The sequence below is a fragment of the Xanthobacter sp. YC-JY1 genome (assembly GCF_021730305.1).
GTDB lineage: Bacteria > Pseudomonadota > Alphaproteobacteria > Rhizobiales > Xanthobacteraceae > Xanthobacter > Xanthobacter flavus.
In genome coordinates, this window is the sequence record NZ_CP032674.1 from 1144375 (window position 1) to 1166557 (window position 22183).

At 66.1% G+C, this 22183-nt stretch carries 25 protein-coding genes and 2 pseudogenes; 3 read left to right on the forward strand and 24 right to left on the reverse strand.

Translation table 11 applies throughout. The features are described 5' to 3' along the window. Positions 1-162: 162 nt before the first annotated feature. The 9 genes and pseudogenes from traF to D7006_RS05320 all read right to left on the reverse strand — a co-directional run bounded on the left by traF (position 163) and on the right by D7006_RS05320 (position 4880). A complete protein-coding gene (gene traF / locus D7006_RS05280; protein ID WP_237355822.1) occupies positions 163-708 on the reverse strand; it encodes a conjugative transfer signal peptidase TraF in 546 nt (181 codons plus the stop codon). Further along, positions 705-1235 carry a DUF2840 domain-containing protein gene (locus D7006_RS05285; protein WP_237355823.1) on the reverse strand — a complete coding sequence of 177 codons (531 nt, stop codon included), beginning with the start codon at positions 1233-1235 and terminating at the stop codon, positions 705-707. Before D7006_RS05285 ends, traF begins: the two co-directional genes overlap by 4 nt. Further along, complete coding sequence (locus tag D7006_RS05290; protein WP_237355824.1) at positions 1232-1483, reverse strand: hypothetical protein; 252 nt, start codon at positions 1481-1483, stop codon at positions 1232-1234. Before D7006_RS05290 ends, D7006_RS05285 begins: the two co-directional genes overlap by 4 nt. Continuing rightward, complete coding sequence (gene parA / locus D7006_RS05295; RefSeq protein ID WP_237355825.1) at positions 1480-2133, reverse strand: ParA family partition ATPase; 654 nt, start codon at positions 2131-2133, stop codon at positions 1480-1482. The genes D7006_RS05290 and parA overlap by 4 nt, the downstream gene beginning before the upstream one ends. Next, positions 2130-3290, reverse strand: coding sequence for a replication initiator protein A (locus D7006_RS05300; RefSeq protein ID WP_237355826.1), 1161 nt, complete (start codon positions 3288-3290; stop codon positions 2130-2132). The genes parA and D7006_RS05300 overlap by 4 nt, the downstream gene beginning before the upstream one ends. Before the next feature lie 15 nt (positions 3291-3305). Beyond that, positions 3306-3587: an AlpA family transcriptional regulator gene (locus tag D7006_RS05305; RefSeq protein ID WP_237355827.1), complete on the reverse strand. Its 282-nt coding sequence runs from the start codon at positions 3585-3587 to the stop codon at positions 3306-3308. A gap of 139 nt (positions 3588-3726) precedes the next feature. Beyond that, a complete protein-coding gene (locus D7006_RS05310; RefSeq protein ID WP_237355828.1) occupies positions 3727-4230 on the reverse strand; it encodes a DUF2285 domain-containing protein in 504 nt (167 codons plus the stop codon). A gap of 127 nt (positions 4231-4357) precedes the next feature. Continuing rightward, positions 4358-4510, reverse strand: a pseudogene (locus D7006_RS05315) (transcriptional regulator domain-containing protein); the annotation flags it as partial. Positions 4511-4622: 112 nt separating this feature from the next. Then, positions 4623-4880 (reverse strand): DNA -binding domain-containing protein, encoded by a 258-nt coding sequence (locus tag D7006_RS05320; protein ID WP_237355829.1) that lies wholly within the window; start codon positions 4878-4880, stop codon positions 4623-4625. 207 nt (positions 4881-5087) lie between these two features. Between D7006_RS05320 and D7006_RS05325 the strand changes: the two genes are divergently transcribed. After that, positions 5088-5306 carry a helix-turn-helix domain-containing protein gene (locus D7006_RS05325; RefSeq protein ID WP_237355830.1) on the forward strand — a complete coding sequence of 73 codons (219 nt, stop codon included), beginning with the start codon at positions 5088-5090 and terminating at the stop codon, positions 5304-5306. Positions 5307-5486: 180 nt separating this feature from the next. Here D7006_RS05325 and D7006_RS05330 read toward each other — a convergent pair whose 3' ends face one another. Further along, positions 5487-6440 (reverse strand): helix-turn-helix transcriptional regulator, encoded by a 954-nt coding sequence (locus D7006_RS05330; protein WP_237355831.1) that lies wholly within the window; start codon positions 6438-6440, stop codon positions 5487-5489. Positions 6441-6667: 227 nt separating this feature from the next. On the opposite strand from D7006_RS05330, the gene D7006_RS05335 reads away from it, so the two are divergent. Beyond that, positions 6668-7516, forward strand: a complete 849-nt coding sequence (locus D7006_RS05335) for a sulfite exporter TauE/SafE family protein (protein ID WP_237355832.1) — start codon at positions 6668-6670, stop codon at positions 7514-7516. 86 nt (positions 7517-7602) lie between these two features. On the opposite strand, the gene D7006_RS05340 is transcribed toward D7006_RS05335, so the two are convergent. The 11 genes and pseudogenes from D7006_RS05340 to D7006_RS05390 all read right to left on the reverse strand — a co-directional run bounded on the left by D7006_RS05340 (position 7603) and on the right by D7006_RS05390 (position 16734). Further along, complete coding sequence (locus D7006_RS05340) at positions 7603-7932, reverse strand: DUF736 domain-containing protein (RefSeq protein ID WP_237355833.1); 330 nt, start codon at positions 7930-7932, stop codon at positions 7603-7605. Positions 7933-8427: 495 nt separating this feature from the next. Continuing rightward, a complete protein-coding gene (locus tag D7006_RS05345) occupies positions 8428-8844 on the reverse strand; it encodes a hypothetical protein (protein WP_237355834.1) in 417 nt (138 codons plus the stop codon). Between the two features lie 137 nt (positions 8845-8981). After that, positions 8982-9176 carry a hypothetical protein gene (locus D7006_RS05350; RefSeq protein WP_237355835.1) on the reverse strand — a complete coding sequence of 65 codons (195 nt, stop codon included), beginning with the start codon at positions 9174-9176 and terminating at the stop codon, positions 8982-8984. A gap of 109 nt (positions 9177-9285) precedes the next feature. Continuing rightward, positions 9286-10017, reverse strand: a complete 732-nt coding sequence (locus D7006_RS05355; protein WP_237355836.1) for an ABC transporter ATP-binding protein — start codon at positions 10015-10017, stop codon at positions 9286-9288. Between the two features lies 1 nt (position 10018). Next, on the reverse strand, positions 10019-10810 hold the full coding sequence (locus tag D7006_RS05360) for an ABC transporter ATP-binding protein (RefSeq protein WP_237355837.1): 792 nt from the start codon (positions 10808-10810) through the stop codon (positions 10019-10021). After that, complete coding sequence (locus D7006_RS05365) at positions 10807-11856, reverse strand: branched-chain amino acid ABC transporter permease (RefSeq protein ID WP_237355838.1); 1050 nt, start codon at positions 11854-11856, stop codon at positions 10807-10809. The genes D7006_RS05360 and D7006_RS05365 overlap by 4 nt, the downstream gene beginning before the upstream one ends. 3 nt (positions 11857-11859) lie before the next feature. Further along, the gene (locus D7006_RS05370) at positions 11860-12735 is read right to left on the reverse strand and encodes a branched-chain amino acid ABC transporter permease (RefSeq protein ID WP_237356856.1); all 876 of its coding nucleotides are present in this window, start codon (positions 12733-12735) and stop codon (positions 11860-11862) included. A 30-nt stretch (positions 12736-12765) separates the two neighbouring features. Continuing rightward, positions 12766-13905 (reverse strand): ABC transporter substrate-binding protein, encoded by a 1140-nt coding sequence (locus tag D7006_RS05375; RefSeq protein WP_237355839.1) that lies wholly within the window; start codon positions 13903-13905, stop codon positions 12766-12768. Between the two features lie 35 nt (positions 13906-13940). Next, a pseudogene (locus tag D7006_RS05380) lies at positions 13941-14812 on the reverse strand (3-keto-5-aminohexanoate cleavage protein). A gap of 59 nt (positions 14813-14871) precedes the next feature. After that, positions 14872-15813 (reverse strand): 3-hydroxyacyl-CoA dehydrogenase family protein, encoded by a 942-nt coding sequence (locus D7006_RS05385; RefSeq protein WP_237355840.1) that lies wholly within the window; start codon positions 15811-15813, stop codon positions 14872-14874. Positions 15814-15891: 78 nt separating this feature from the next. Further along, the gene (locus D7006_RS05390; RefSeq protein WP_237355841.1) at positions 15892-16734 is read right to left on the reverse strand and encodes a cyclase family protein; all 843 of its coding nucleotides are present in this window, start codon (positions 16732-16734) and stop codon (positions 15892-15894) included. Between the two features lie 123 nt (positions 16735-16857). Between D7006_RS05390 and D7006_RS05395 the strand changes: the two genes are divergently transcribed. Then, on the forward strand, positions 16858-17646 hold the full coding sequence (locus D7006_RS05395; RefSeq protein WP_237355842.1) for an IclR family transcriptional regulator: 789 nt from the start codon (positions 16858-16860) through the stop codon (positions 17644-17646). A 48-nt stretch (positions 17647-17694) separates the two neighbouring features. Here the strand turns inward: D7006_RS05395 and D7006_RS05400 are convergent, their stop codons facing one another. The 3 genes from D7006_RS05400 to D7006_RS05410 form a co-directional block, all read right to left on the reverse strand. After that, positions 17695-18618 (reverse strand): DUF2493 domain-containing protein, encoded by a 924-nt coding sequence (locus D7006_RS05400; RefSeq protein ID WP_237355843.1) that lies wholly within the window; start codon positions 18616-18618, stop codon positions 17695-17697. 339 nt (positions 18619-18957) lie between these two features. Continuing rightward, positions 18958-19995: a toprim domain-containing protein gene (locus D7006_RS05405; RefSeq protein ID WP_237355844.1), complete on the reverse strand. Its 1038-nt coding sequence runs from the start codon at positions 19993-19995 to the stop codon at positions 18958-18960. A 90-nt stretch (positions 19996-20085) separates the two neighbouring features. Continuing rightward, positions 20086-22149 carry a ParB/RepB/Spo0J family partition protein gene (locus D7006_RS05410; protein ID WP_237353995.1) on the reverse strand — a complete coding sequence of 688 codons (2064 nt, stop codon included), beginning with the start codon at positions 22147-22149 and terminating at the stop codon, positions 20086-20088. Positions 22150-22183 lie beyond the last annotated feature (34 nt).

Below are 22183 nucleotides of genomic sequence, written 5' to 3' on the forward strand. Positions count from 1 at the left end.
CCAGGCACAGGGCACTCCGGAAAGGAGAAGAAGGACCAGCGTGGGCGGACAAATGAGCCCTCGCGTCGATGCGCGCACGCCATCCCAGGCGCGCGGAAACAGTCTCGTCGGCAGCATGACGGCCTCTCGACGTGTGATGAAGGTGGAGGTGGTCGGTCGCACTCAGCGCGTCGGCGCACGCCAGACGAAATGTCCGTCGCCGGCCTCATCCGTGTAGATCGGCATGGCGCGGCCGATCACAGTGCTGGCGGGCAATGGTCCGAAATACCGCCCGTCAAGGCTGTCCGGCACATCGAAGTTCATGAGGAAGAGCTCGCCCTGGGCGATACGCCGGCAGCCGTGCCAGACCGGCAGGGGACGGCCCATGCGGTCGCGCTCCAGCGCCTCACCGTAGGCCACGCCATCGACGGTGATGGTGTGGTCCTTGCGGCCGACCTCCTGCCCGGGAAGCGCCGCCACGCGCTTCATCAGCGGCACGCCGGGCCCAATATAGCCACGTTCCACCAGGAAGCGGGCGATCGCTGCCGGTGGCGTGATGGCGAGGAGATCGGTGACCTCCAGCCGACGCGCGGGCTCGATGGCGTAGAGCCCGATGGGCGCGCTGGCGGAGACGTTCCACACCAGCTTGAGCGGTGTCGGAACGAGCGCGGCGGTCGCCACCCCCATCACCGAGAAATAGGTGACCATCACCGTGCCGAAGCGGGTCATTCTCCGCACTCCCGCCGCTTGAGCCACGCGTGATGGCGCTCAGTCGTGTAGGCGCGGGGCATATGGCCGGCGACCAGGCGATTGTGGACATGCCGCCAGTGGTCGGGGGCGACATCAGCGCCGTTGATGCCGATGGCCTCAACGGCATCCATGTGCTGGAGCACTTTCTCGACCTTCGGCCAGCCGTCGGCGCGCAGCAGGATCTCTCCGCCGGGACGCACGAAGGGCAGCGTCTGGTAAGCCTCGCCGGGTGCGACGGCGCGCACGATGTCGATGCGCGAGACCACGGTGCCGAAGTCGTTTGCGGCCCAACGGACGAAGGCGAAGATGGAGTTCGGCGCAAACGATACGATGCGGCGGCTGCGGTCGAGGGTCTGCGCATGAGCTGGGCGTCCGAAGCGGATCCAGTTCTCGATCCGCTTTTCGATCCAGGTCAGCTCCACATGGGTGAGCGGATCTGCGGCAGGAGCGGCGGGCGACGGGGCGATGGATTTGGGAACGGAGGATGGCACAGGCTGGCTCATCATGACGCCTCTCCTGATGTCGGGGGAAATTCACGGGCGAGGAGATCGCGGAGCATGTCCGCGACCGTCTGGCCGCGACTGAAGGCGGCGATCTTGATGCGCCCGCGCAGGTCGGGCGTGACGTCGATGGTGAGCCGCGCGGTAAAGCCCCCGGCGACGTCATTCGACGTCTTCACTTCTGCTGCCTTGATCCACTGCTCAGGATTGGCAGGCCGCGCGGCGAAGCCCTTGCGGGTCGGCGGCGCGCTCATGGGGCGGTTTCCGGAACACCGATGCCGACGATCTCCGCGGCGAGCCCCGCAATCTCGCGCGCCGCCCGACCTCCTTCGTCGAGTTCGCCGACCAGCCTCCCGGACTGGGCGGACATGGCGAAGGACACGCGCTGGCCGATAGTGGTCGCAAGCACGGGCGGATCGTGATCCGCTAATGTCTCGGCCGTCTCACGGGCGAGCACTGTGCGAGTGCCGCAGCGGTTCAGCACGAAGCGGGCGGCCAGTTCCGGCCGGTAGATGCGCGCCTCATTCAGGAGCGCGAGCATCTCCGCGGAGGCCCAACCATCGAGGGGCGAGGGCTGCACCGGGATCAGCACGAGGTCGGCGGCGAGGAGCGCGGAGCGCATCAAGCCGGCGACACGGGGCGGCCCGTCGATGACGATTATATCCGCACCGCGCGCCAGTTCGGGGGCTTCACGATGGAGCGTGTCACGGGCAAGTCCGACGACGCCGAACAGGCGCGGCAAGCCCTCGCGGCTGCGTTGCTGCGACCAGTCGAGGGCCGAGCCCTGGGGATCCGCATCGATGAGCGTGACGCGTTGGCCGCGGCTCGCCCACGCGCCGGCAAGGTGCAAAGCGAGCGTCGTCTTGCCGACACCACCCTTCTGATTGAGCAGCGCGACGATCATCGGGGATCTCCCGATGTACCAGCAGGCATCGTCTCGGCTGCAGTCAAAGGATCGGGAGCCTGAAATCCGCCTTTACGTAAAGACGAAATTCGCCTACTATTTGAAGCGTGCTTGGGGACGGCCTTTTGCGCTGATCGAGCACAGTTATCCACATCGCCCGCGCGCCTTTTAAGGTTAGATTCTATGTTAGAGTCTAAGTTAAGGGCGCGATTTTCATTTTCAGAACCTGGTCTTGTGCCCTGTTTCGGTTCCCGATGGCACGGGAGGCCCGTTCCTGATGGCACGCCACTCCCGGTTCCGGATGGCACGAAGGCTTTCACAGCTTTTCCACAGGGCGCCGCCGGCTCGAAGGAGAGCAGCACGCGGCCGCCCACATCTAACTCCGTAAAAAGGGTGTAGCCGGGCAAAGGCTGACGGCGGACGATGTCGCGCAGTTCGAAGGCGAAGCGCTTGAAGGGCGAGAGGCTGCCGGATTTGAGGTAGAGATGGCGGAAGTCGAAGTGCCAGCCCCGGCGCTGCCGCCCGCCATGCTTGCGCACGATCCGGTAGAGCCAGCGTTCCAGCCCGCCCGTCAGCTCGAAATACGCCCGGTCGATGGTGAGGACGAGCGCGTCCTCCACGATGGCGCAATAAAACCAGTCGGGGACGATGAGCTCAATGCCCGCCGGCCTGCCGTCCCGGTCGGTGCGCTCCTTCCACTCGTTGATCCAGGAGAAGCGATGACGCCGTCCCTCGGCCGGCTGGCGGATCGAGGTGGACACGGTGGTGGACTGCAGCCGGTCGAGCGCAGCCTTGAGGCGTTGGTAGTCCCGCAGCGAGGTGCCGCGCCCCACGAACCTGAGGATTTCATAGGGAGTGGCGACCATGAACCGCGAGGTGCGCAGGCCGGCGTCGCGGGCCTCCACGATCTGGCTCGCCGCCCAGATCAGGATGTCGGCGTCCCAGATGGTGGCCATGCCATGGTCTGGCACGGCCTCGACCCGGATGGAGACATCGCCGGCGGCAAAATCGATGGGCGCGATACGATGGGTCTTGGAGAGGGAGAAGAAGGGATAGGCCATGAGATCCTGCGCATCTCGTGGCGCGAACGCGCCGGGAAGCGCGCGGAACAGATCGAGCTGTCCGCGCTCCGGCTGGGAGCGATGCCGCGCCGCCATGGAGAAGGGGTCCGATCAGCGTGCGAAGCGGTGGGGCTCGATAACGCCGGGCAGGGCGTGGCGCTTGGCCGGCAGGATCGAACCGCGCGGATCGGAGGTGGAGGTGACAGCGCCACGGGCAACCCAGGACTGCAAGTCCTCGACGGCATAGACGACGCGTCCCCCGAGCTTGCGATAGGCGGGACCGGTCCCATAGGTGCGGTGCTTCTCCAGCGTCCGGGGAGACAGGCTGAGGAAGACGGCGGCTTCCTTGGTGCGCAGGTAGCGTGGCGGCAGCGGGACAGCGTCGGGTCGCATGGATCGAACCTCCGTGGGCGATCTCGGGCCGCTGGTCATCAGCGGCGGATGGCGATCACGGTGGCGAAGGGCGGCCGTCGAGGGGGATGGGGAACTTGTAGGGGCCAAAATCCCCACCCTCAGGATGCCGCCGATGCGGCTATGGTCTTCTGCGATGACGCAGGAGCTTGAGATAACCGCCGCCGATCATGGCGAGGCCACCTTTGACGAGGCCGATGACCTTGTCGCGCAGCGGCGAGGTTTTCCAGGGCTCGGACGCAACGCGCTTGTGGCCGTAAAGGACCACGGCGATGTCGCGGTAGCTGGCGCCGTTCGTCCGACCATCGGCCGCCAGCATCATGGTGCGCAGCCGGCCACGCTGCTGCGCGGTGACGCGGGTGTCGGGGATCGTCGGCCGACCCTCGGCGGCGCGCCAGAAACGGGTCAAGGCCTCCACCCGCCCAATCGTGTCCGCATCCAGCGGGATCAATGCCGCCAGCGGCGCGTCGGGGCGAGTCCCAGCCAGCAGCAGCACCTGCGCGGCATGGGGTGCCGGACCATGGACCCAGTATCGGCCCTCGGCGCTGTCGCGCGGCGCGACCATGTCGCCGAACGACACGCTGGCCGCGCCCACAAGAAACGCGGGCTGTTGGGCGAGAAGCACGACGGCCGGATCGACAACCGGCGACCACGGGACGTTCTGTTCCGCGGCGGAGAGAGATGGCCGCGCGGCGAAATCGCAGCCCCCAGCGTTGCTCCACCTCCCGGGGGAGCGGGTCGGCGTCCGAGCCGGCCTTCACGAGGGAATGATAGTGCTCCTGGTAGGTCTGGTCCCGGCGCAGGCATTCCCAGGCGAGGCCCTCCGCCGACAGCGTGTCGAAATAGCTGTAGCTGGCATCCTCTCGCCAGCGCGATGTATCGGGCTTCATCACTCGTCTCCGCATCAAGTGTGCGTGTCGAGCAAGGACAATCAGAGATTGAGGGTATTGGGGGAAGTCGGCCGGGGAGCATCGCGTGATGCGGCTGCGGCATCACCCCTGCGAACGGGCCGCAACGTCAGACGGGACGGCGGAGGAGGTCCTTGTAGCCGCTGGAGGCCACCCATCGGGCCCGCACCAGGTGGCTGTCATGGACATGACGGGCCCGTTCGGGCTCCCGAGCCGCGTCGATGCCGAACAGCACCGAGGCGATCTCCTTCCAGCCGGCGCCATCCGCCGTGGCGTCCAAAAGGCGCGCATAGAGCTTGATGTGCGCCCGGTCGTAGTCGGTGAGCTCGGGAGCGATTGGGACGGTGTCTGCAAACGCGTCGGTCATGTCACCCCACGTTTCCATGCCTGGCGCAGCCTTCGTCCCTTCTAGACGACGGCGGATGGTGAAGCGAGCCCCGCACGCTCGGGGCATTCCCGGGGCTGCTCGATGGTCGATTGGCATCGGCATTGCCGCCCTCTAACCTGCTAGGACCGCTTGATTACATATTATAGTTGATAAGCTCAAAGTGTGTAAATTGCGATCCGTCTGCGCATGGATATGCGCAAGCTGGTCGGCCGGAATTTCGCGCGCCTGCGTCAGGAAAAAGGCCTGACGCAGGAGGACGTGGAAGCACGTTCCGGCTTCAGCCAGCAATACATCAGCGGCCTGGAACGCGGTCGGCGCAATCCCACCGTCATCACCCTTTACGAGCTGGCCCAGGCGCTGGGGGTCAGCCACGTCGAGCTGGTGCGGCCCAACGGCAACGACTGAGCGGTGAACTCGGGGGGCCGGCTTGATCAGCCGGGGCCTCGTCTGAGGCTCACTCGCCGCGCCGCCCGCTGGGGCGGGACCAGATCAGCACCTGCATTTTGCGCGCTTTGAAGGAGGACGGAGGAAAGCCCGTGAGCGGTCCGGCAATTCGCAAGGCAGAGGACGGCAGTGGATCGAGTCTTACGTCTCGGCGACGATCTTCCCGATGTCGGTGATGTCGTATCCGCCGATCCTCTTGAACTCGTTCTGGAACCGCTCGGAGCGCAGGATGCTGAGCATGGTCGCCACCTCCGCCGTGTCGAGATGCTCCTTTTTGACCACGAGGTCGTAGCGCTCCTTCTTCAGCGGAACGAACTCGACATTCTCCACTTGGCGGGCGACCTTCTCCATCCCCACTGCCACGTCGGCGTCGCCGCGGCCCACCGCGCTCGCCACCGCGAGGTGGGATTGGTTCTCGTTATCGTAGCCCTTGATCCGGCTGCCGTATTGACCGAGAAGCTTCAGGTTCTCGTCGAGCAGCACCCGTGATCCCGCCCCCTTCTCGCGGTTGATCATGGTGATGTCCTCGCGCGCGAAGTCCCGCCACGTCAGGATGGTCTTGGGGTTGCCGCTGGCGACGTACAGGCCCTGCATGCGGTAGGTGACGTTGACCACCGCACAGCGGATGCCGGGCAGCAGGGCGCGGACATAGGGCACGTTGTAGTCGTCGCCTGCGCTGTCCCACAGATGGGCGCTCGCGACGGAAACCTTGCCATAATAGAGCGAGACGAGGCTGTCGTAGCTGCCGATATAGGCCCTGAGCGCCATGACGCCGTGCATGCGCATGAAGTTGGACAGGATGTCGAGGATGAGGTCCTGGCCGCAGATGATGAAGCCGTCCCCGGCGCGGCGCTCCGCCGACAGGTCGAAATACCGGTTCTCGTCGAATGCCGGGCGGCCTGCCGGCGCGAGCGCGCGCGCGGCCCTGCCGGAGCGCTCGATATAGTCGCGCACATGGGCCTCGGTGAAGCGGATCTTGCGGCCGACCTTGTAGAAGCCGATTCCCCCATTCTTGATCAAGGCATAGATGCCGCTGCGGCTGACGTTGAGCTGCTCGGCCACGTCCTCGACGGTCAGGGCGTTGCGCGTATCCATGGGCAAATTCCGCATATCACTTCATATTATTTCGTGCAGTTTGGCACAAAGATATGCGGATTGGCCACCGCAAGAATTGCACTCTTCCTGTAAAAGCACTCTTATTTGTCACGATTGATGCAGATCGAGAGGCCGTCGAGCCGCTATTTCGTTCATTTAATACAGTTTCATATTATTTCGTGCATGAGGCCGGCCTCGGCTGTGCAGTCATCGCCGGAGGCCCAACCATGTCCCACCAATCCATTCCACTGCCGCCCGAGCCTGCCGTCGCCAATGATGAAAATGACGCCGTCCCCAGCCGCCGGCCACTGCCCGCCTTCGTCGGCGGCGCTCTCATCGGCATGCTCGGCGGCCTCATCGGCCTGGGAGGTGCGGAGTTTCGCCTGCCGCTGCTGATCGGCCCGTTCCGCTTCCGGGCGCTCGAAGCGGTCATCCTCAACAAGGCCATGAGCCTAGTCGTCGTCGCCAGCGCGCTGCCGTTCCGGGCGGCGACGGTGCCCTTCGACGCGATCGCAGCCAACTGGCCGATCATCCTCAACCTGTTGGCGGGCAGCCTCATTGGCGCCTGGTTCGGTGCCGGCTGGGCCACCCGGTTGAGCTCGCGCACCCTCTACAGGGTCCTGGCGGCCCTGCTGGTGCTGATCGCCGTCGCCCTCCTGTTCGGACATGGATCGACCGCAGCGTCTGCGCTGCTTTCGGGACCCTGGCTGATCGTCGCCGGGGTCGTGGCGGGATTCGCCATCGGCGTGGTCGCCTCTCTGATGGGCGTGGCCGGCGGCGAACTGCTGATCCCGACGCTGGTGCTCCTCTTCGGCGCCGACATCAAGCTCGCCGGCAGCCTGTCACTGGCCGTCAGCCTGCCCACCATGGTCGTCGCCTTCACCCGCTACAGCCGCGACAGCGCCTTCGCGACCGTTGTGCGGAACAGAGCCTTCGTCGCCGTGATGGCGGTGGGCTCCATAGTGGGCACCTTCATCGGTGGCGGTCTCCTCGGCCTCGTTCCCGATCACGTGCTGCTCCCGATCCTGGCGCTGATCCTCGGCGTCTCGTCGGTGAAGGTGTGGCGGCATAGATAAGGCCTCCGAAGCAGAGCCGAAACTGATCCAGCTTCGGCTGGCGGAAGCCCCGCCCGGGCCGTCCGGGCGGGGCGTTTCTTGTGGCTTCAGTCTGCAGTGCGCCGCCCGCTGGGGCGGGACCAGATGAGGCTGAAGGTGTCGGCGTCCTCGTCGTCGAAGAGGTTGGCGTAGATTGGGGCGTTGAAGCTCGGGTCGTCGAGCTTGAGGCCCAGATAGTCGCGGCCTTCGCCGGAGCGCTTGGACCAGGCGGCGCCGATCTCGATCCGGCCCACCAGGACCCGATGGCTGGGAGCGTTCTCGCCGTTGGTCCGCAGGTCGGGGACGATGCGCACGCCCTTGGCCTGGACGCTGAGGGTGACGATCTCGCCGGTGAACTCGTTCGCGCCGGTCTTCTTGAAGGTGCCGATGGTGGCCATGGTAAATCTCCGTCTTCCGTTTCCGAGCCCGCACCATGCGGCCTCGATGGCGATCGGAAGGCCGGAGGCGACCGACGCCGCATCGCCTCGGGGTCCCCGTCGCGCTGGCGCGATGGGGTGAGGATTGCGACCGGAGCGCAGCGGAGGACGGCGCGAGAGGGACTTTCTTGACTCGCGAGGAATGACGGCTCCTCGGGGTTCCCACGCGACCTGTCGCGTGGGGTGGGGTCCGGCAGGGGAAGAAAGTCATGATGCGCCGTTGCGGCAGAGGCGGTCGAGGCGCAGCCGTCCTGCGGCCAGATCCGCCCATTGAAGAGGCCGTTTGGAGCGGTCGACCGACGGATGCCGAACGGGGAAAATGGCGACCCGCCGCAACCTCACGGAAGACCGGCCCGATTCTCTTCGGCTTCACGTCCCCCGTTCCGGGTCAGTTGCGCGTGCGTACACCGCACCGGGTACAACCGGGCAAGGCCACTCCCACCATGCACGGGTCCGTCACTGACCGCGGGGCGCCATGCCCGCGACCTGCATCAGCGTCGTGATGCCGATGGCAATAGCGCCGATGATCGAGAAAACGATCTGCCACGTCTCGGACGACATGGTGAGCTTCGCGATACCATGCGTGGCGTGATAGCCGGCGAAGACGGCCGGGGCGACGAAGGCGAGCGCAACGAGGAGCCGCGCCCACATCGGACGAACGATCGCGAGCAGAACCTGGCCGATGCCGAGCGTGACGCCCCCGGCGATCAGGCCAACGATGATCGCACCGAGCCAGCCCGCGCCGGTATGGTAGGCCCAAGTGCCGGAGCTGATGGCAGCGAAGAGCGGCAGCGCGAAGACGGCGAGCGTAAACAGCAGCCAGCAGAATAACGCGATGGCGGCGAGACCAAGCGGGATGCCGAGGAAGATCATGGTGGTGGCTCCGTAAGGACAGCTCTGACGGTCGCGCCTTCCACCACCACCACGGCGCGATCACCAGCATAGCAAGAGAAGATGCATGCCGGAATCCCAGTAAGGGGGATACCCGGCACTTCATGCGTACACCTCCGCTATCTGGCGAAGGGATCGATTTCACGGAAGATCTGCGAGGCGTCACCGTCGAACTCGTCGGCTGGCACGACCGAGAGGCTGCCGTCGCCGGCGCGGAAGATCACGATGACAGTCGTCTCGCCCTTGGCCTCGGCAAAGTCCCAAGCACTACTGCAGATAATGGGGACTAGCTCTTGCTGGAAATGGAGAGCCATCCGCTAGCAGACGTCATGCGGCGCAGGCGCGTGGGCCGCAATCACCGCGACAGCGAAGCGGGAGCGGCAGCGGGCACGCGGAGTTGACCACATGGCCTGACCAACTGCATCACTGATGGGCGGCCCCCTGATGATGGCCCAGATAGGCGCTCACTAGCTTCTCGTCAGCCATGAAGCACGGCCAGTGGCCTTCGGGAATCTCGTGCGCGACGCTGCCGGTTGCCATCACATAGGCCCGGCTCGTGGCGCTCGACGCGATGGCGATGTTCTGCTCCACCAGAATGATGCTCATGCCGTCGGCGCGCAGCCGGCCGAGAACATCCAGGATGTCCTTCACCACCTTGGGCGCCAAACCGGTGGAGGGCTCATCCATCACCACGATGTCCGGCTGCTGCAGGAGCGCGCGACCGATGGCCACCTGCTGCTGCTGGCCTCCGCTGAGGAGGTCGCATCGCACGTTCAGCTTCTCCCCCACGGCGGGAAAGAGATCGGCGATCCGATCGAGGCTAAACACCGGACTGCGACCGCGGCCGGCGCGCTCGGCCAGGACTAGGTTCTCTCGTACGGTCAGCTCGCCGAAGAGGTTCCGGTTCTCAAGTACGACCGCCAGGCCGAAGCCGCTACGGCGATGAGGCGGAATTCGGGTGATGTCCTCGCCGCCCAGGCAGATCTCGCCGGCCCGCGCAGGCAGGAGACCCGCCAGCGTGCGCACCAGTGTTGTCTTGCCGGCACCGTTGGCACCGACTAGACCGACCACTTCTCCCCTGCCGATTTCGAGATTGATCCCCTTGAGGATCGTCAGCGCGCCATAGCCGGCGCAAAGGCCTTTCACGCTCAACATCTCACACTCCCAGATAGGCCTCGCGCACGGCCGCGTCCTCCTGGACCTCCGCCATGGTGCCAGAAGCGATGATCCGCCCGAAGTTGAGCACGTGGATGGCTTGCGCCACCCCCATCAGCTCCATGTCGTGCGAGACCAGCAGGACGGCGATCCCCTCTTCCGCCAGAAGCTTCAACTTGGTGATGAGCACCTCGATCTCGGTGGTGGTGAGGCCCGAGGAGGGCTCGTCGAGCATCAGCAGGCGAGGCCGGCCCTGATAGGCCCGCGCCAGTTCCAGCAGGCGGCGCTGGCCGGCGGTCAGCAGCGGCGAGGGCCGGTCGAAGACGGCGCCAAGATCGAAGCGCTGCGCGGTCTCATAGGCCCGCGCGCGCATGTCCGTCATCTCTCGCCGCGCCGAGGGGAGGCCGGCAAGTCCGGCGAAGAAGCCCGAGCGGCCGGCCTTGAAGGCGCCCACCATCACATTCTCCGCGACGGTCAGGCGCTCGAATATCTTCGGCGTCTGGAAGGTGCGCACTAGGCCGTCGAGGCTCCGCCGGCGCACGTTCTCGGCGCGGATGTCCCGGCCATCGAACAGCACCGCGCCCGAGGTGGGTGTGAGAAAGCCGGAGATGATGTTGAACAAGGTCGTCTTGCCGGAGCCATTGGGGCCCATCAGTCCGGTAATGCCCACCGCCGGAGCCGCGAAGCTCACGTCGTGAAGCACCTGGAAGCCGCCGAAGCGGTGGGCGATGGCTTTCAGCTCCAGCAGCGGAGCATCGGGCGCACTGGCGGCGCTGCGGGGGGCAAGGTTCATGGCGTGGTCTCCCCGCGAGCGGCGGCGCCAGACCTGCGCCTCACCAGTCCGGTCAGGCTACGGCCGAGGCCCCACAAGCCGTCCGGAAAGAACACCACGGACGCGACGAGCGCGAGCCCGAAGAGGACACGGTGGATGTCACCCAGAGCGCTGAGCAATTCCGGGACGAGGCCGATGAACAGCGCGCCGATGATAGCTCCGGCCGGGACCGAGGCGCCGCCGATGACCGGAACCAGGAGGAACATGATCGATTTGTCCACGCCGAAGCTGTCCACGTTCACGAACCCCACATAATGGGCGAACAGACTCCCGGACAGCGCGCCGAGCCCGCTCGACAGCATGAATATCCAGAGCTTCAGCCGGGCGTTGTCGATGGCCATCACCATCGCCGCGTCGGGTGCGTCGCGCATGGCCTGCAGAGCGAGGCCGACGCGGCTGCCCATCAGATTGTGCATGGCGAGGATGGTGGCGAAGGCGATGGGCCAGACGAGATAGTAGAACTTCTCCGGGGTATCGAAGACGAACCCCCCGATCGCCAGCTTCGGCACCCCCGGAACGCCGAGCGTACCGCCCGTGATGAAGTCCGCCTCGAAGTAGATGTTGGTGCAGATGATGCCGAGGGCGAGCGTTGCCAGTGCCAGGAAGTAACCCGACAGCCGCAGGATCGGCCGGCCGATGAGCGCAGCGATGGCCAGCGAAAGCGCGATGCCGATGGCGATCCCCGCCGGCGTCGGCCATCCCAGCCGCGCCGAGCAATAGGCGCTGGCGTAGCCGCCGATGCCGTAGAACGCTGCCTGACCGAGATTGACGATCCCGCCCTGCCCGAGGAGGAAGCCGACGCCGGCCCCGGCGATGGCATAGAGCCCGCAGAACACCAGGAGGTCCACGGCGTGACGCTCCAGGACCAGCGGCAGGATGAGGTACAGGCCGGCTGCGAGCGCGAGGACAGACAAGGCAGCAGCCGACGGGCGGGTGGTTCGTAGCCGTTGCGCCGGCAGTTCACCGGCAATGCCGGGCGGGGCCAGAGAGGTCTTGTTTGGCAGCATGGCTCAGCCTCCCTTGCGGCCGGCGCGGCCGAGGATTCCATCCGGAACGAAGATCATGATGACGATGAGCAAGGTGAGGGCGACCGCATCCTTCATTCCGGATGAGACGAAGACGATGGACATCGCCTCGAGTATGCCGATGACGAGGCCCCCCACCAGCGCCCCGAGCGGATTGGAGAGGCCGCCGAGAATGGCCGCCGCAAAGCCCTTCAGCGTGAGCAGCGGCCCCATCTGGTAGCCGACGCCGATGAGCGGGGCGACGAGGAGGCCCGCCAGTGCCGCCAGCAGGCCGCCCAGTGCGAAGGTTGCGGTGCGCATGGCGCGGACGTTGATGCCGGTGGTCGCGGCGCCATCGGGATCGATGGAGGCGGCCATCATCGAGAGACCGAGATGGGTGTGCCGATAGAACAGGCGCAGCGCCAGGATCAATACGGCGGAGATGGCGATCACCCAGAGGGCATGTTCCCGGATGATTGCGCCGAAGATCTCGTACACCTCGTCCCCTAGCGCGGGCAGAAGATGCTCCTCCCGCCCGAACAGATAGAGCACCCCGGCCGAGAAGGTGAAACCGAGGCCCACCGTGAGCAGGAGGAAGGACTCCTCCCGCGCCCGCCGCGCGAACAGGGCGCGGATCGGGCCGAGCTCCACGAGGATGGCGATGGCCATCCCCGTGAGCGCGCCGGCGACGACCGCCAGCCAGAGCGGAAGGCCCCATATGGCAGCCGCAAACACGGCCGTGGCTGCGCCGACCACGGCGAGCTCGCCCTGCATGGCGTTGATGACGTGGCTACCCTTGAAGATGACGGCGATGCCGAGCCCGACGAGGGCATATACGAAGCCGTTGGTGACACCGGCGAGCAGTGCCTGGGTGAAGAGCATCAAGGCCAAGGGACGTCCCCCTATTTGGGTTCAGGAACCGGCCTTGAAAGGCAGGCGGACAAACTTGCCCTTGTCGAGCTTCGAGAAGACGTAGCTCTTCAGCGTGAGCCCGGTCAGGTCTTCCTGCGAGAAGTCGAACCGCGCCATGGCGCCGTCGAACGGACCGCGGATCGCCTCGCACAGGGCGCCAGGCTGGGCCTCCGGCCCGACCTTGGCGAGCCCGGCCGCCACAGCGTTGAAGGCATCCCAGGCGCTCGCCTCCATGGTCTTTGGCAGCACCCCGTATTCCTTGTGGAAGGCCTCCACGAACGCGCTCTGGCCGGGCAGAGGATCCTCCGCAACAAGGAATTCGGCGAAGACGATGTTGTCCGCCGCGTCGCCCATGGCCTTCACATACTCGTAAGTCGCCGTTCCGATGCCCGACAGGAGCGGCATTGTCATGCGGATCTGCCGTGCGTTGCGGAAGGGCGTCGCCGAATTGCCGATGACGGCCACCGCATCCGGGCTCGCCGCCTTCACCTTGGCGGCCTGAGTCGTGGCGTCGGTGGCGCCCACTTCCCACTTCTCCACCGCCACGATCTCCACCGGATAGTCGGGGCTCACCTCCCGGATCTTCGTCATCACGATGTTGCCGTAGGCGGAATCATGCAACACGCCGAGCTTCTTCGCGCCCAGCCCCTTGGTCGCGACCTCGAGCAGCGCGCGGGCGTTCAGGTCCTGCGACGGCAGCATGTGGAACACGCAGCGCCGGGTCTTCTCCATGGCAACGCCGAGGCCGGTGAAGGCCATGACCGGGATCTTGCCCGGGTCGGCGACACCGCCCACGGCGAGGGTGGAGGCTGTCAGCGTCGGGCCGATGATGGCCTGCACCTTCTGCGAGAAGATCAGGTTGTTCGCTTTTGTGACCGCGACGTCCGGGCTCGACCCGTCATCCTCCATGATAAGCTGGACTTGGCGGCCGTTGATGCCGCCTTTCTCGTTCACAAGCTTCACGGCCAATTGCAGCCCATTCCGCTGCGGGATGCCGGCTCCTGCGCCGGGTCCGGTGGTCGACAGGATGGCGCCGATGCGGATCGGCTCCGCAGCCTCAACGACGGCCCCCGTTCCTGCAAGAGCGAGGACAAGCGCGGGCACGGCCAAGAGCGCCCGGCGCGACACTGATTGCGTCATGTTCTTCCTCCCAGATTTTATGATTGTTCGACACTTCAGAAACCGACGCGGTCACCTCCCTTGAGGGCGAGCATCGACCGCGCGTCGCTTGGCGTTGCGATCTCGTGGCCGAGCTCTTCCAGGATCTGGCGGACCTTTCTCACTTGCTCGGCATTGTTCGCAGCGAGCCGTCCGCGGCCGATGAAGAGGCTATCCTCCAGCCCCACCCGCACGTTCCCGCCCAGCATGGCTGCCTGGGTCGCGACCGGAATCTGGTGCCGACCTGCAGCAAGCACCGACCAGACATAGTCCGCGCCGAACAGCCGGTCTGCGGTGCGTTTCATGAACAGGACGTTGTCCATCTCGGGACCGATGCCGCCCAGGATGCCGAAATGGTCTGGACGAAGAACGGGGGTTTGACCAAACCACGGTCGACGAAGTGGGCGAGATTGTAGAGGTGGCCGACATCGTAGCACTCGTGCTCGAAGCGCGTGCCGTGCTCCTCGCCCAGGCGTTTCACGATCCGCTCGATGTCGCGGAACGTGTTGCGGAAGATGAAGTCGTCAGTGCTCCGAAGGTAGGGCTCTTCCCAGTCGAACCGCCAGTCCTTGTAGCGCTCGGCCAGCGGGTAGATGCCGAAGTTCATGGAGCCCATGTTGAGCGAGCACATCTCCGGGCGCGCCACCAGCGGGGCGGCCAGACGCTCCTCCACGCTCATGTTCAGGCTGCCGCCGGTGGTGATGTTCAGCACCGCGTCCGTTGCCTGCTTGATGACTGGAAGGAACTGCATGAAGACCTTCGGATCCGGCGTCGGGCGGCCGTCTCGCGGGTCGCGGGCGTGCAGGTGGAGGATGGCCGCGCCGGCCTGCGCGGCGGCGATGGACTGGGCCGCGATGTCCTCCGGCGTGAACGGCAGGGCGGGCGACATGGTGGGGGTGTGGATCCCCCCGGTGATGGCGCAGGTGATGATGACCTTATTGGCCCGTTTCACACTTCATCTCCTTGGTCGTTTGCTCCTTGGCCGGACTTGCGCACTGCGTCCTTCAGATGGAGCACGAGCGCGGCACGCAGCTGATCGGCATCCCGTGGCGCCCAATGTCGGAAGCCTTCTCCGGACTTCATGCCGAGCCGGCCCCGCGCAACGAGATCGCGCAGATAGGCCGAGGGCGCGGCCGCGCGGTTGAGGGCGGGCAATATGGTCTCGTGGATGGCGAGGGTCAGGTCGGTGCCCACGAGGTCCGCATTTTCCAGCGGTCCAAGCACCGCGAGGCGCAGCCCGAAGCTGGCCTTGACCACCGTATCCACGGTCTCGGCATCGCAGACGCCCTCTTCCACCAGCGAGATGGCCTCGCGCCACAGCGCGTGCTGCAGCCGGTTCCCCACGAAGCCCGCCACGTCCCGCCGCACATGGACCGGCTTCTTTCCCGCTGCCGCCAGGATGTCCATGGTGCGCGCGACGATGTCCGGCGCCGTGCGGTCCGTCCCGATCACCTCGACCAGCGGGACCAGGTAGGGCGGGTTCCACCAGTGGGTGCCGAGCGCCCGCTCCGGCCGGGCGAGGCCGGCCATGATGCTGCCGATGGGGATGACGGAAGTGTTGGTGGCGAGAATGGCCCCGGTCGGTGCATCGCCCTCGATTTGGGCGAACAGGGCGCGCTTGGCGTCGAGATTCTCCGTCGCCGCCTCGATGACGAGATCGGCGCCGGCAACGGCATCCGCGAGCTTCCGGCAAGGCAGAACCCGCTGCGCGGCGGCAGGGTCCCGGCCGAGCGCCGAGAGGTTGGCACCGATGCGCGCATGCAGGGACGCCAGCGCCTCCGGCATCGGGTCGAACACCCGGACCTCGTGCCCGCGTGCCGCGAACACCTGGGCGATGCCATGGCCCATGAGGCCGGCGCCGACAATGGCTGTGATTGGCTGTGCGGTCATGCCCTTCTCCTCCTGCATCTGCCGCAGGGTGCGACCTGTCCCGGCGGGATGCCGGAACAGGTCAGGTCGGGTGCTGCCTCAGAGGGGTGTGCCCGCCTCGATGCGGTAGGCCTGCTGGGGATCCTCGATGGCGACGAGGCGGATGATGCAGCCGTCGCCCCGGTCCCAGTTCCAGGGGAAGAAGGCGAAGGTGACGCGCTTTCCGGTGACGGCATCGAGGTCGCCACCCACATTCTCGATGCCGAGAATGCCGTTGGTGAAGAGCTTGCGGTGGACCGGCTCCCACTCGGGGTGATCCTCCTTCCAGTCCCGGCCGCCGGACCACGCCTTGTATTCCTCGGCGAGGTGGGGATGCAGGGGGCCGTTGCGGTGGGGCCCGATGGCGGTCGCCAGCGGGTGGTCGTTGGCCTGCGTATCGTGACCGACCACCTTCACCTTCTTCTCGACGAACCAGTCGCCGGCTGAGGCGACAAAGCCGGGCGCGTAGCAGAAATACTCGGCATTGTCGTCATAGAGCTTGTGCCAGCCGGTGTTGACGATGACCACATCACCCGGACGCACATGCGCTCCGGCGGCCTTTTCAAGGTCCTCATAGGTGATGGGCTCCCACTTCTTCTTCGGGATCGAGACCACGATCCCGGTGCCGAAGAAATGGGGCAAGGGAACTTCATCGATGAAGGGCGTGCCTTCCACCACGTGGGCCGGCGCATCGATATGGGTCGTGTTGTGCATCGTGGTGGTGATGCGCTGGGTCAGGACACCCGATTTCGCCATGTAATGGATGCGCTCGATCTGCACATCCTGGAAATAGGGCCAGTTCGGAGACTGGAATCCGAAACGGTGTGACAGATTATAGAATTTGAGACCCATGTCGTTATTCAGATTCGACTGGAACTCGATGCCACGGATCGTGACAGTCATTTAACGCCTCCCAGCGTCTTACCCTCGGCGAGGGCGGATCTTTTTCGTTGCTTCCGGGATATGGCGCACGAAAGGGGTGGTCAAACATAATGATACATGTGTATTGTAATGCGATACACATCCATGGAGCAAGCGATGACGGAGGATGGAACGGCCATCCGCGACGGGGGTGGGATCCAGGTGATTGCCCGGGCGGCGGCCATCCTGCGGTCGCTGAAGAACGTGCGTTCGGGGCTCAGCCTCGCGCAGATCGCCGGCCGCGTCGGTCTCCCGCGCTCGACCGTGCAGAGGATCGTCAATGCCCTGCTGGAGGAGGACCTTGTGATTTCGGCAGGTCCCGAGGGGGGGTACCGCCTCGGGCCAGAGATCCACGCGCTCTCGCGCTCTGGAAAGATCGACATCGTCGAGCAGGTGCGCCCCCATATTGTCGCGCTCTCACAGACGACGGGTGAGACCGTGGACTTCTCCGTGCTGCGCGGGAGCGAGGTGCTCTTCCTTGACCAGGTGACGGGAACGCACCGACTGCGGGCGGTCTCTGCGGTGGGAGACATTTTTCCGCTGACAAATACGGCCAACGGCAAATGCTGCCTCGCCCTGCTCGAACCCGAGCGAGCGCGGGCCTTGGTTCGCAAGGAACTTCCCGGAACGAAGCGACTGGACGCCGTGATCGCAGAAGTCGCCGAGGTGCGACGGACGGGAATCGGCTTCAATCACGAGGAGCATACCGTTGGGATCAGCGCCGTGGGCATTGGCTTCCGCGATGCCGCAGGCGGGGTCTATTCGATCTCCATCCCCGTTCCCACCTCACGCTTCGAACTCGTGCGAGATGATGCAATCCGCCATCTGCAGGCGCACAAGAGCCAGATCATCGAAGAGTTGGGCGCCGGCAACAAAAATATCCGCGTGACGTGACTGTAGTGGGTCCCGATATTTGAATAATATTTTTCGGGCCAGCGGCGCTCATGCGCTACCCGCCCCGAAGCGATAGACCGGGATGCCGAGCGTGCGGGCCTTGTCGGCGAGGTTGTCTTGGATGCCGGTGCCGGGGAATATGATGACCCCGATGGGCATGACCGAGAGCATCTGGTCGTTGCGCTTGAAGGGCGCGGCCTTGGCGTGCTTCGCCCAGTCGGGCTTGAAGGCAACCTGGGGCACCTTGCGCGCATCGGCCCAGCAGGCGGCGATCCTTTCGGCGCCCTTGGGCGAGCCACCGTGCAGCAGCACCATGTCGGCGTGCTTGGCGTGCACCTGGTCGAGCTTGGCCCAGATGAGCCTGTGATCAGCTGTGTCGCCGCCGGAGAAGGCGATTTTGGGGCCTGCGGGCATCAGCACCTCGGTCTCCGAGCGCCTGCGGGCGGTGAGGAAGTCGCGGCTGTCGATGAGGGCAGCAGTGAGGTGCTGGTGGTTCACCAGCGATCCGGTACGGGGGCGCCAGGCTGAGCCGGTGTGGCGTTCGAAGGCGTCGGCGGCATCGTCGCGCATCAGCTCGAAGGCATCGCGACGCTCCACGAGGCTCTGCCCCTCGGCGATGAGGCGTTCCAGTTCCACCGAGCGCACCTCGCTGCCGTCCTGCTCCTGCTGGCTGCGACGCTGGCCCTGCTCGTTATCGTCAAGCGCGCTGGAGATCCGGCCGGCGGCACGGTGGAAGAGATGGACGGTGGACCACAGGAGGTCGGGGAGGTCCGGCTCGAGACGCGTGTCCTGCAGGGTCGCGATCAGCGCATCGAAGATGTCGGCGATGGCGCCGGTGATGTGGTTGGCCTCGGGAAGGGGCCGGGGATCGGACTCGTCGTTGAGCGGGCGGTAGCCGTAGAGCTGAAGCTCCTGCAGCAGGTGATCCGTGGGCGAAGAAGCGTGGTGGGGCTCGTCGTGCTCGGTGCTCATGGGAGGCTCCGTCGGTTGGACCGCAGCCTTGCGGCCTTCATGGCGACGAAGCCGGCGGACGGGTCGGACCTGCACCCCGCGGGAAGCGCGGGGCCGGAGCGCAGCGGAGGATGGCGGAGGCCGGCGATTTTGTTTCGCGATGGAAAGGCGGTGGCAGGGGTCCCGCGACGCCTGCGTCGTGGGGAAAACACCGCCGACGGAAAATCGCCGGCCGCAGCCATTGCCGGTCCGGGACGACTGCTGGCCGATCGCCCTCTGGAAGGCCTGGCTGCGGACTCTTTGCCGACGGTGGGTATCAGAGCGTGCCGTTAGCGCATCCCCGCTCCCAGCTCCTTCATGTCACGGGTTCAGCATTGTGAAGCGGCTGGCATCCTCAGGAGCAAGCAGGCATCGCAGTTCAGCCCGCACCGCATCGACCCCAAAGGCGCGCAGATCCTCGTTGAAGTCGCCGAGCGCTGGCGAGAGCACGATGGCCTCGATCCCGACGGACGCCGCCCGCGAAGCGACACTGTCCCGCGCCCTATCGCCGGCCGGATCGTTGTCGCGAACGATGTAGAGCCGGTGCAGCCCTGGTGGGAAGGCGATGACTGCAAGGTGTGCGGCCGAGAGCGCCGCTGCCATCGGAAGGTTGGGCAGTAAGGTCCGCACGGAAAGGATGGTCTCGATGCCCTCGCCGACGGCCATAACATCGTCAGCCCCGCCGAAGCGAACGGCATGCTCCAGCAGGTGACCCATGGCGCGCCGGGGCGTGGTGATGGCTGCCTTGTCCGACCCATTCGGAGCGAGCCATGTTCGATGCACGCCCGTGATCCGTCCGCTGAGATCGGTGACGGCCGCGACCATCGCCGGCAAGGGCTGGATGGGGGTGTGCGCATCGGACCGGTAATAGCAGCGGGGGTGAAAGCGCAGGCTTCCGGTTTCGTGCAAAGCCGTGATGCCGCGGTTCCGCAGATACGTCTCCACGAGTGTGCCCGGAATCGGCTTGGCGGCTGCAAAGAGCCGTTGTGCCGAGATGACCGGATTGGCGGAGGTGGGCGCTGCCCTCCGGTCCACCCCTTCTGGCTCTCGCCGCGATTGCGGCAGACGGAGGAAGGTCTCAGCCTCGGCGACGACATCGGCGAAGATGGACAAGCCCCGGCTCTCGCGGATCACGTCGAGCAGGTCGCCGTGCTCCCCCGTGGCCGCATCGGTCCATTTTCCGGCAGGGCCATGCGCGCTATCCGACAGCCGCACGAACAGGGAGCGGCCGGGCGTGTTGCGAACATCTCCCACCTGCCAATAATGACCCTGCCGCCGGCCTGCGGAGAGATAATGGCGGCAGACCGCCTCTGCCTGCCGCCCCAGCCGCCGGGCGAGGTCATGCGCAGCATCCGCCATGAGGACGCTCCAAGAAAAAGGCCCGCCGACCGGACCTCGCGACAGGGAGATCGCGGAGCCTCGGGCGACGGGCCAGGTTGCCCAGGAGGACTATTCGGCGGCGATCGGGGGACAGGCCGCCTCGGGCTCCTCAGTCTCGGCGAGCTCGTCCTCTTCGCCCATGGCCGTTGCGCCGTCCTTCTCCGCCGTCTTCTCGCCGGTGGTGTCGGACGGCTGGGTCCGCAGCGGCTCCGGGAGCCACCCGCCTTCGGCAAGGAGGGTCTCAGCCTCCCGCGCCATGTCGCCCTTCTTGAGGTGGGCGATCCGCTCCGCCGCACGTTCCCCCTTCGCCTCGGTCACCGCCTGCAGAATGCGGGCCTTGGTCACCCGGCCGAGGAAGGTGTCGACGGTGGGCTTCCACCCGGCCGCCGCCATGTCGAGTGACACCGCCTGCGCCAGCCTATCGGCATGGGCGAAGGCGCGTGGACGGCGGTTCCAAGCCTCATGCACAGCATTGACCGAGAGGCTCACCACATGGGCGAACAGGGCGGCCTGGCTGTCGCGGTCCCATCCACTCAGGGTGTCCCAGAGCGCAACCGGCTCCTTGGGCAGCCCCTTAGCCCAGCTTTCGTGCCGGACACGGATCGCCTCGGCCGAAACGCTGTCGTTGAGGCCCGGCGCCTGGGCGTTGAAGGACACGCTCTTGAGATCGAGCTCGAGGCAGCTATCCGAGCCATAGGCGTAGAAGGCCTTCAGCGTGAGGGCGTGGACCGCCGCGAGGAAGGCCACATCGGGCTGTTCGCCCAGCGCATGGCGCAGGCCGAGGGTGCGATGGGTGGTCAGCTCCGTGAGCAGCCGGTCGGAGATCGGGGCGAGGTCGCCTTCCTCCTCGGGCTCAGCAGGGGCATCGGGTGTGGCCGCCTCCTGGAGAGAAGTCGATGCCACATGGTTTGCATCATCGGTCTCGGTGGAAGTGGCATGCTCCTCTTCGACCGGCACCTCGTCCTCCGGGCGGACATAGCCCCGCTCCACCCGGAGCTTGCCGTCCTGCGCGATGCTGACGAAGGCGCCGGCGCGGCCGACCTCCGCCGGATCGAACGCGAGAGGACGCGTATCAAAGGCTTCCAGCACCGCCTCGAGCTCACCGAGCCGCGCATCGACCTCCTCGGGAAGCTCGTCGGCATCGGCATGTTCTTCGGAGAGGCGATCATATGCGGCCTGGGCCGTCGCCCGAGCTGCCTCCTCTTCCTCGGTCAGGGGCGTCGGCTCACCCCGCAGCTGGCGCAGGCCGTAGGTGTGGCCATAGGCGAAGTCCGGCGCCACTTCGATCCACTTCCAGCCTTCGCTCCGAATCCCGTTGGCCTCGGCGGCGAGCTTCTCCGCCACCATGCGATCGACGAGGGTGACATCCTGCAGCCAGCCGCCGTCGTCCCCCTGGAACAGGTCGCGCAGCACCGTGCCGCCAGCCGTCTCATAGGCCTCGATGCCGATGAACCGGGCCCGCTTGTCGGATGCCCGCACCGCCCCCTCGGTCAGCATGCGCCGGATGACATAGGGCTGCTTGTCGTAAGCCTGGGCGAGACGCTCCAGCACCTGCTCCTGCCGCTCATGGTCGCCGGAGACGGTGAAGGCCATGAGCTGGTCAAGGGTGAGGCCATCCTCGGCATAGACGTCGAGGAGCTTCGCAGAGAGCGATGCGAGCTTCAGCCGCTGCTTCACCACCATCACCGAGACGAAGAAGGCAGCCGCGATCTCCTCCTCGGACTGGCCCTTCTCCCGCAAGGCCAGGAACGCCCTGAACTGGTCGAGCGGGTGCAGCGGTGCGCGCTGGACATTCTCGGCAAGCGAATCCTCCTCGGCGATGCCGCCCTCGCGCACGATGCAGGGCACCGGCGCGGTCCTGGCGAGGCGCTTGCGCTTCACCAGAAGTTCCAGCGCCCGGTAGCGCCGTCCGCCGGCCGGGATCTCGTACATGCCGGTCTCGACGCCATCCGCATCGATCACGGCTCGGACATTGAGGCCCTGGAGCAGGCCCCGCCGGGCGATATCCTCGGCGAGTTCCTCGATGGACACGCCCGCCTTCACCCGGCGGACGTTGGACTGGCTGAGCACCAGCTTGTTGAAGGGAATGTCGCGGGACGACGAAAGGGTGATCTTCTGAACGGCCGTGGCCATGGGATGCTTCTCCGCGACGGGCGGCCGGAGAACC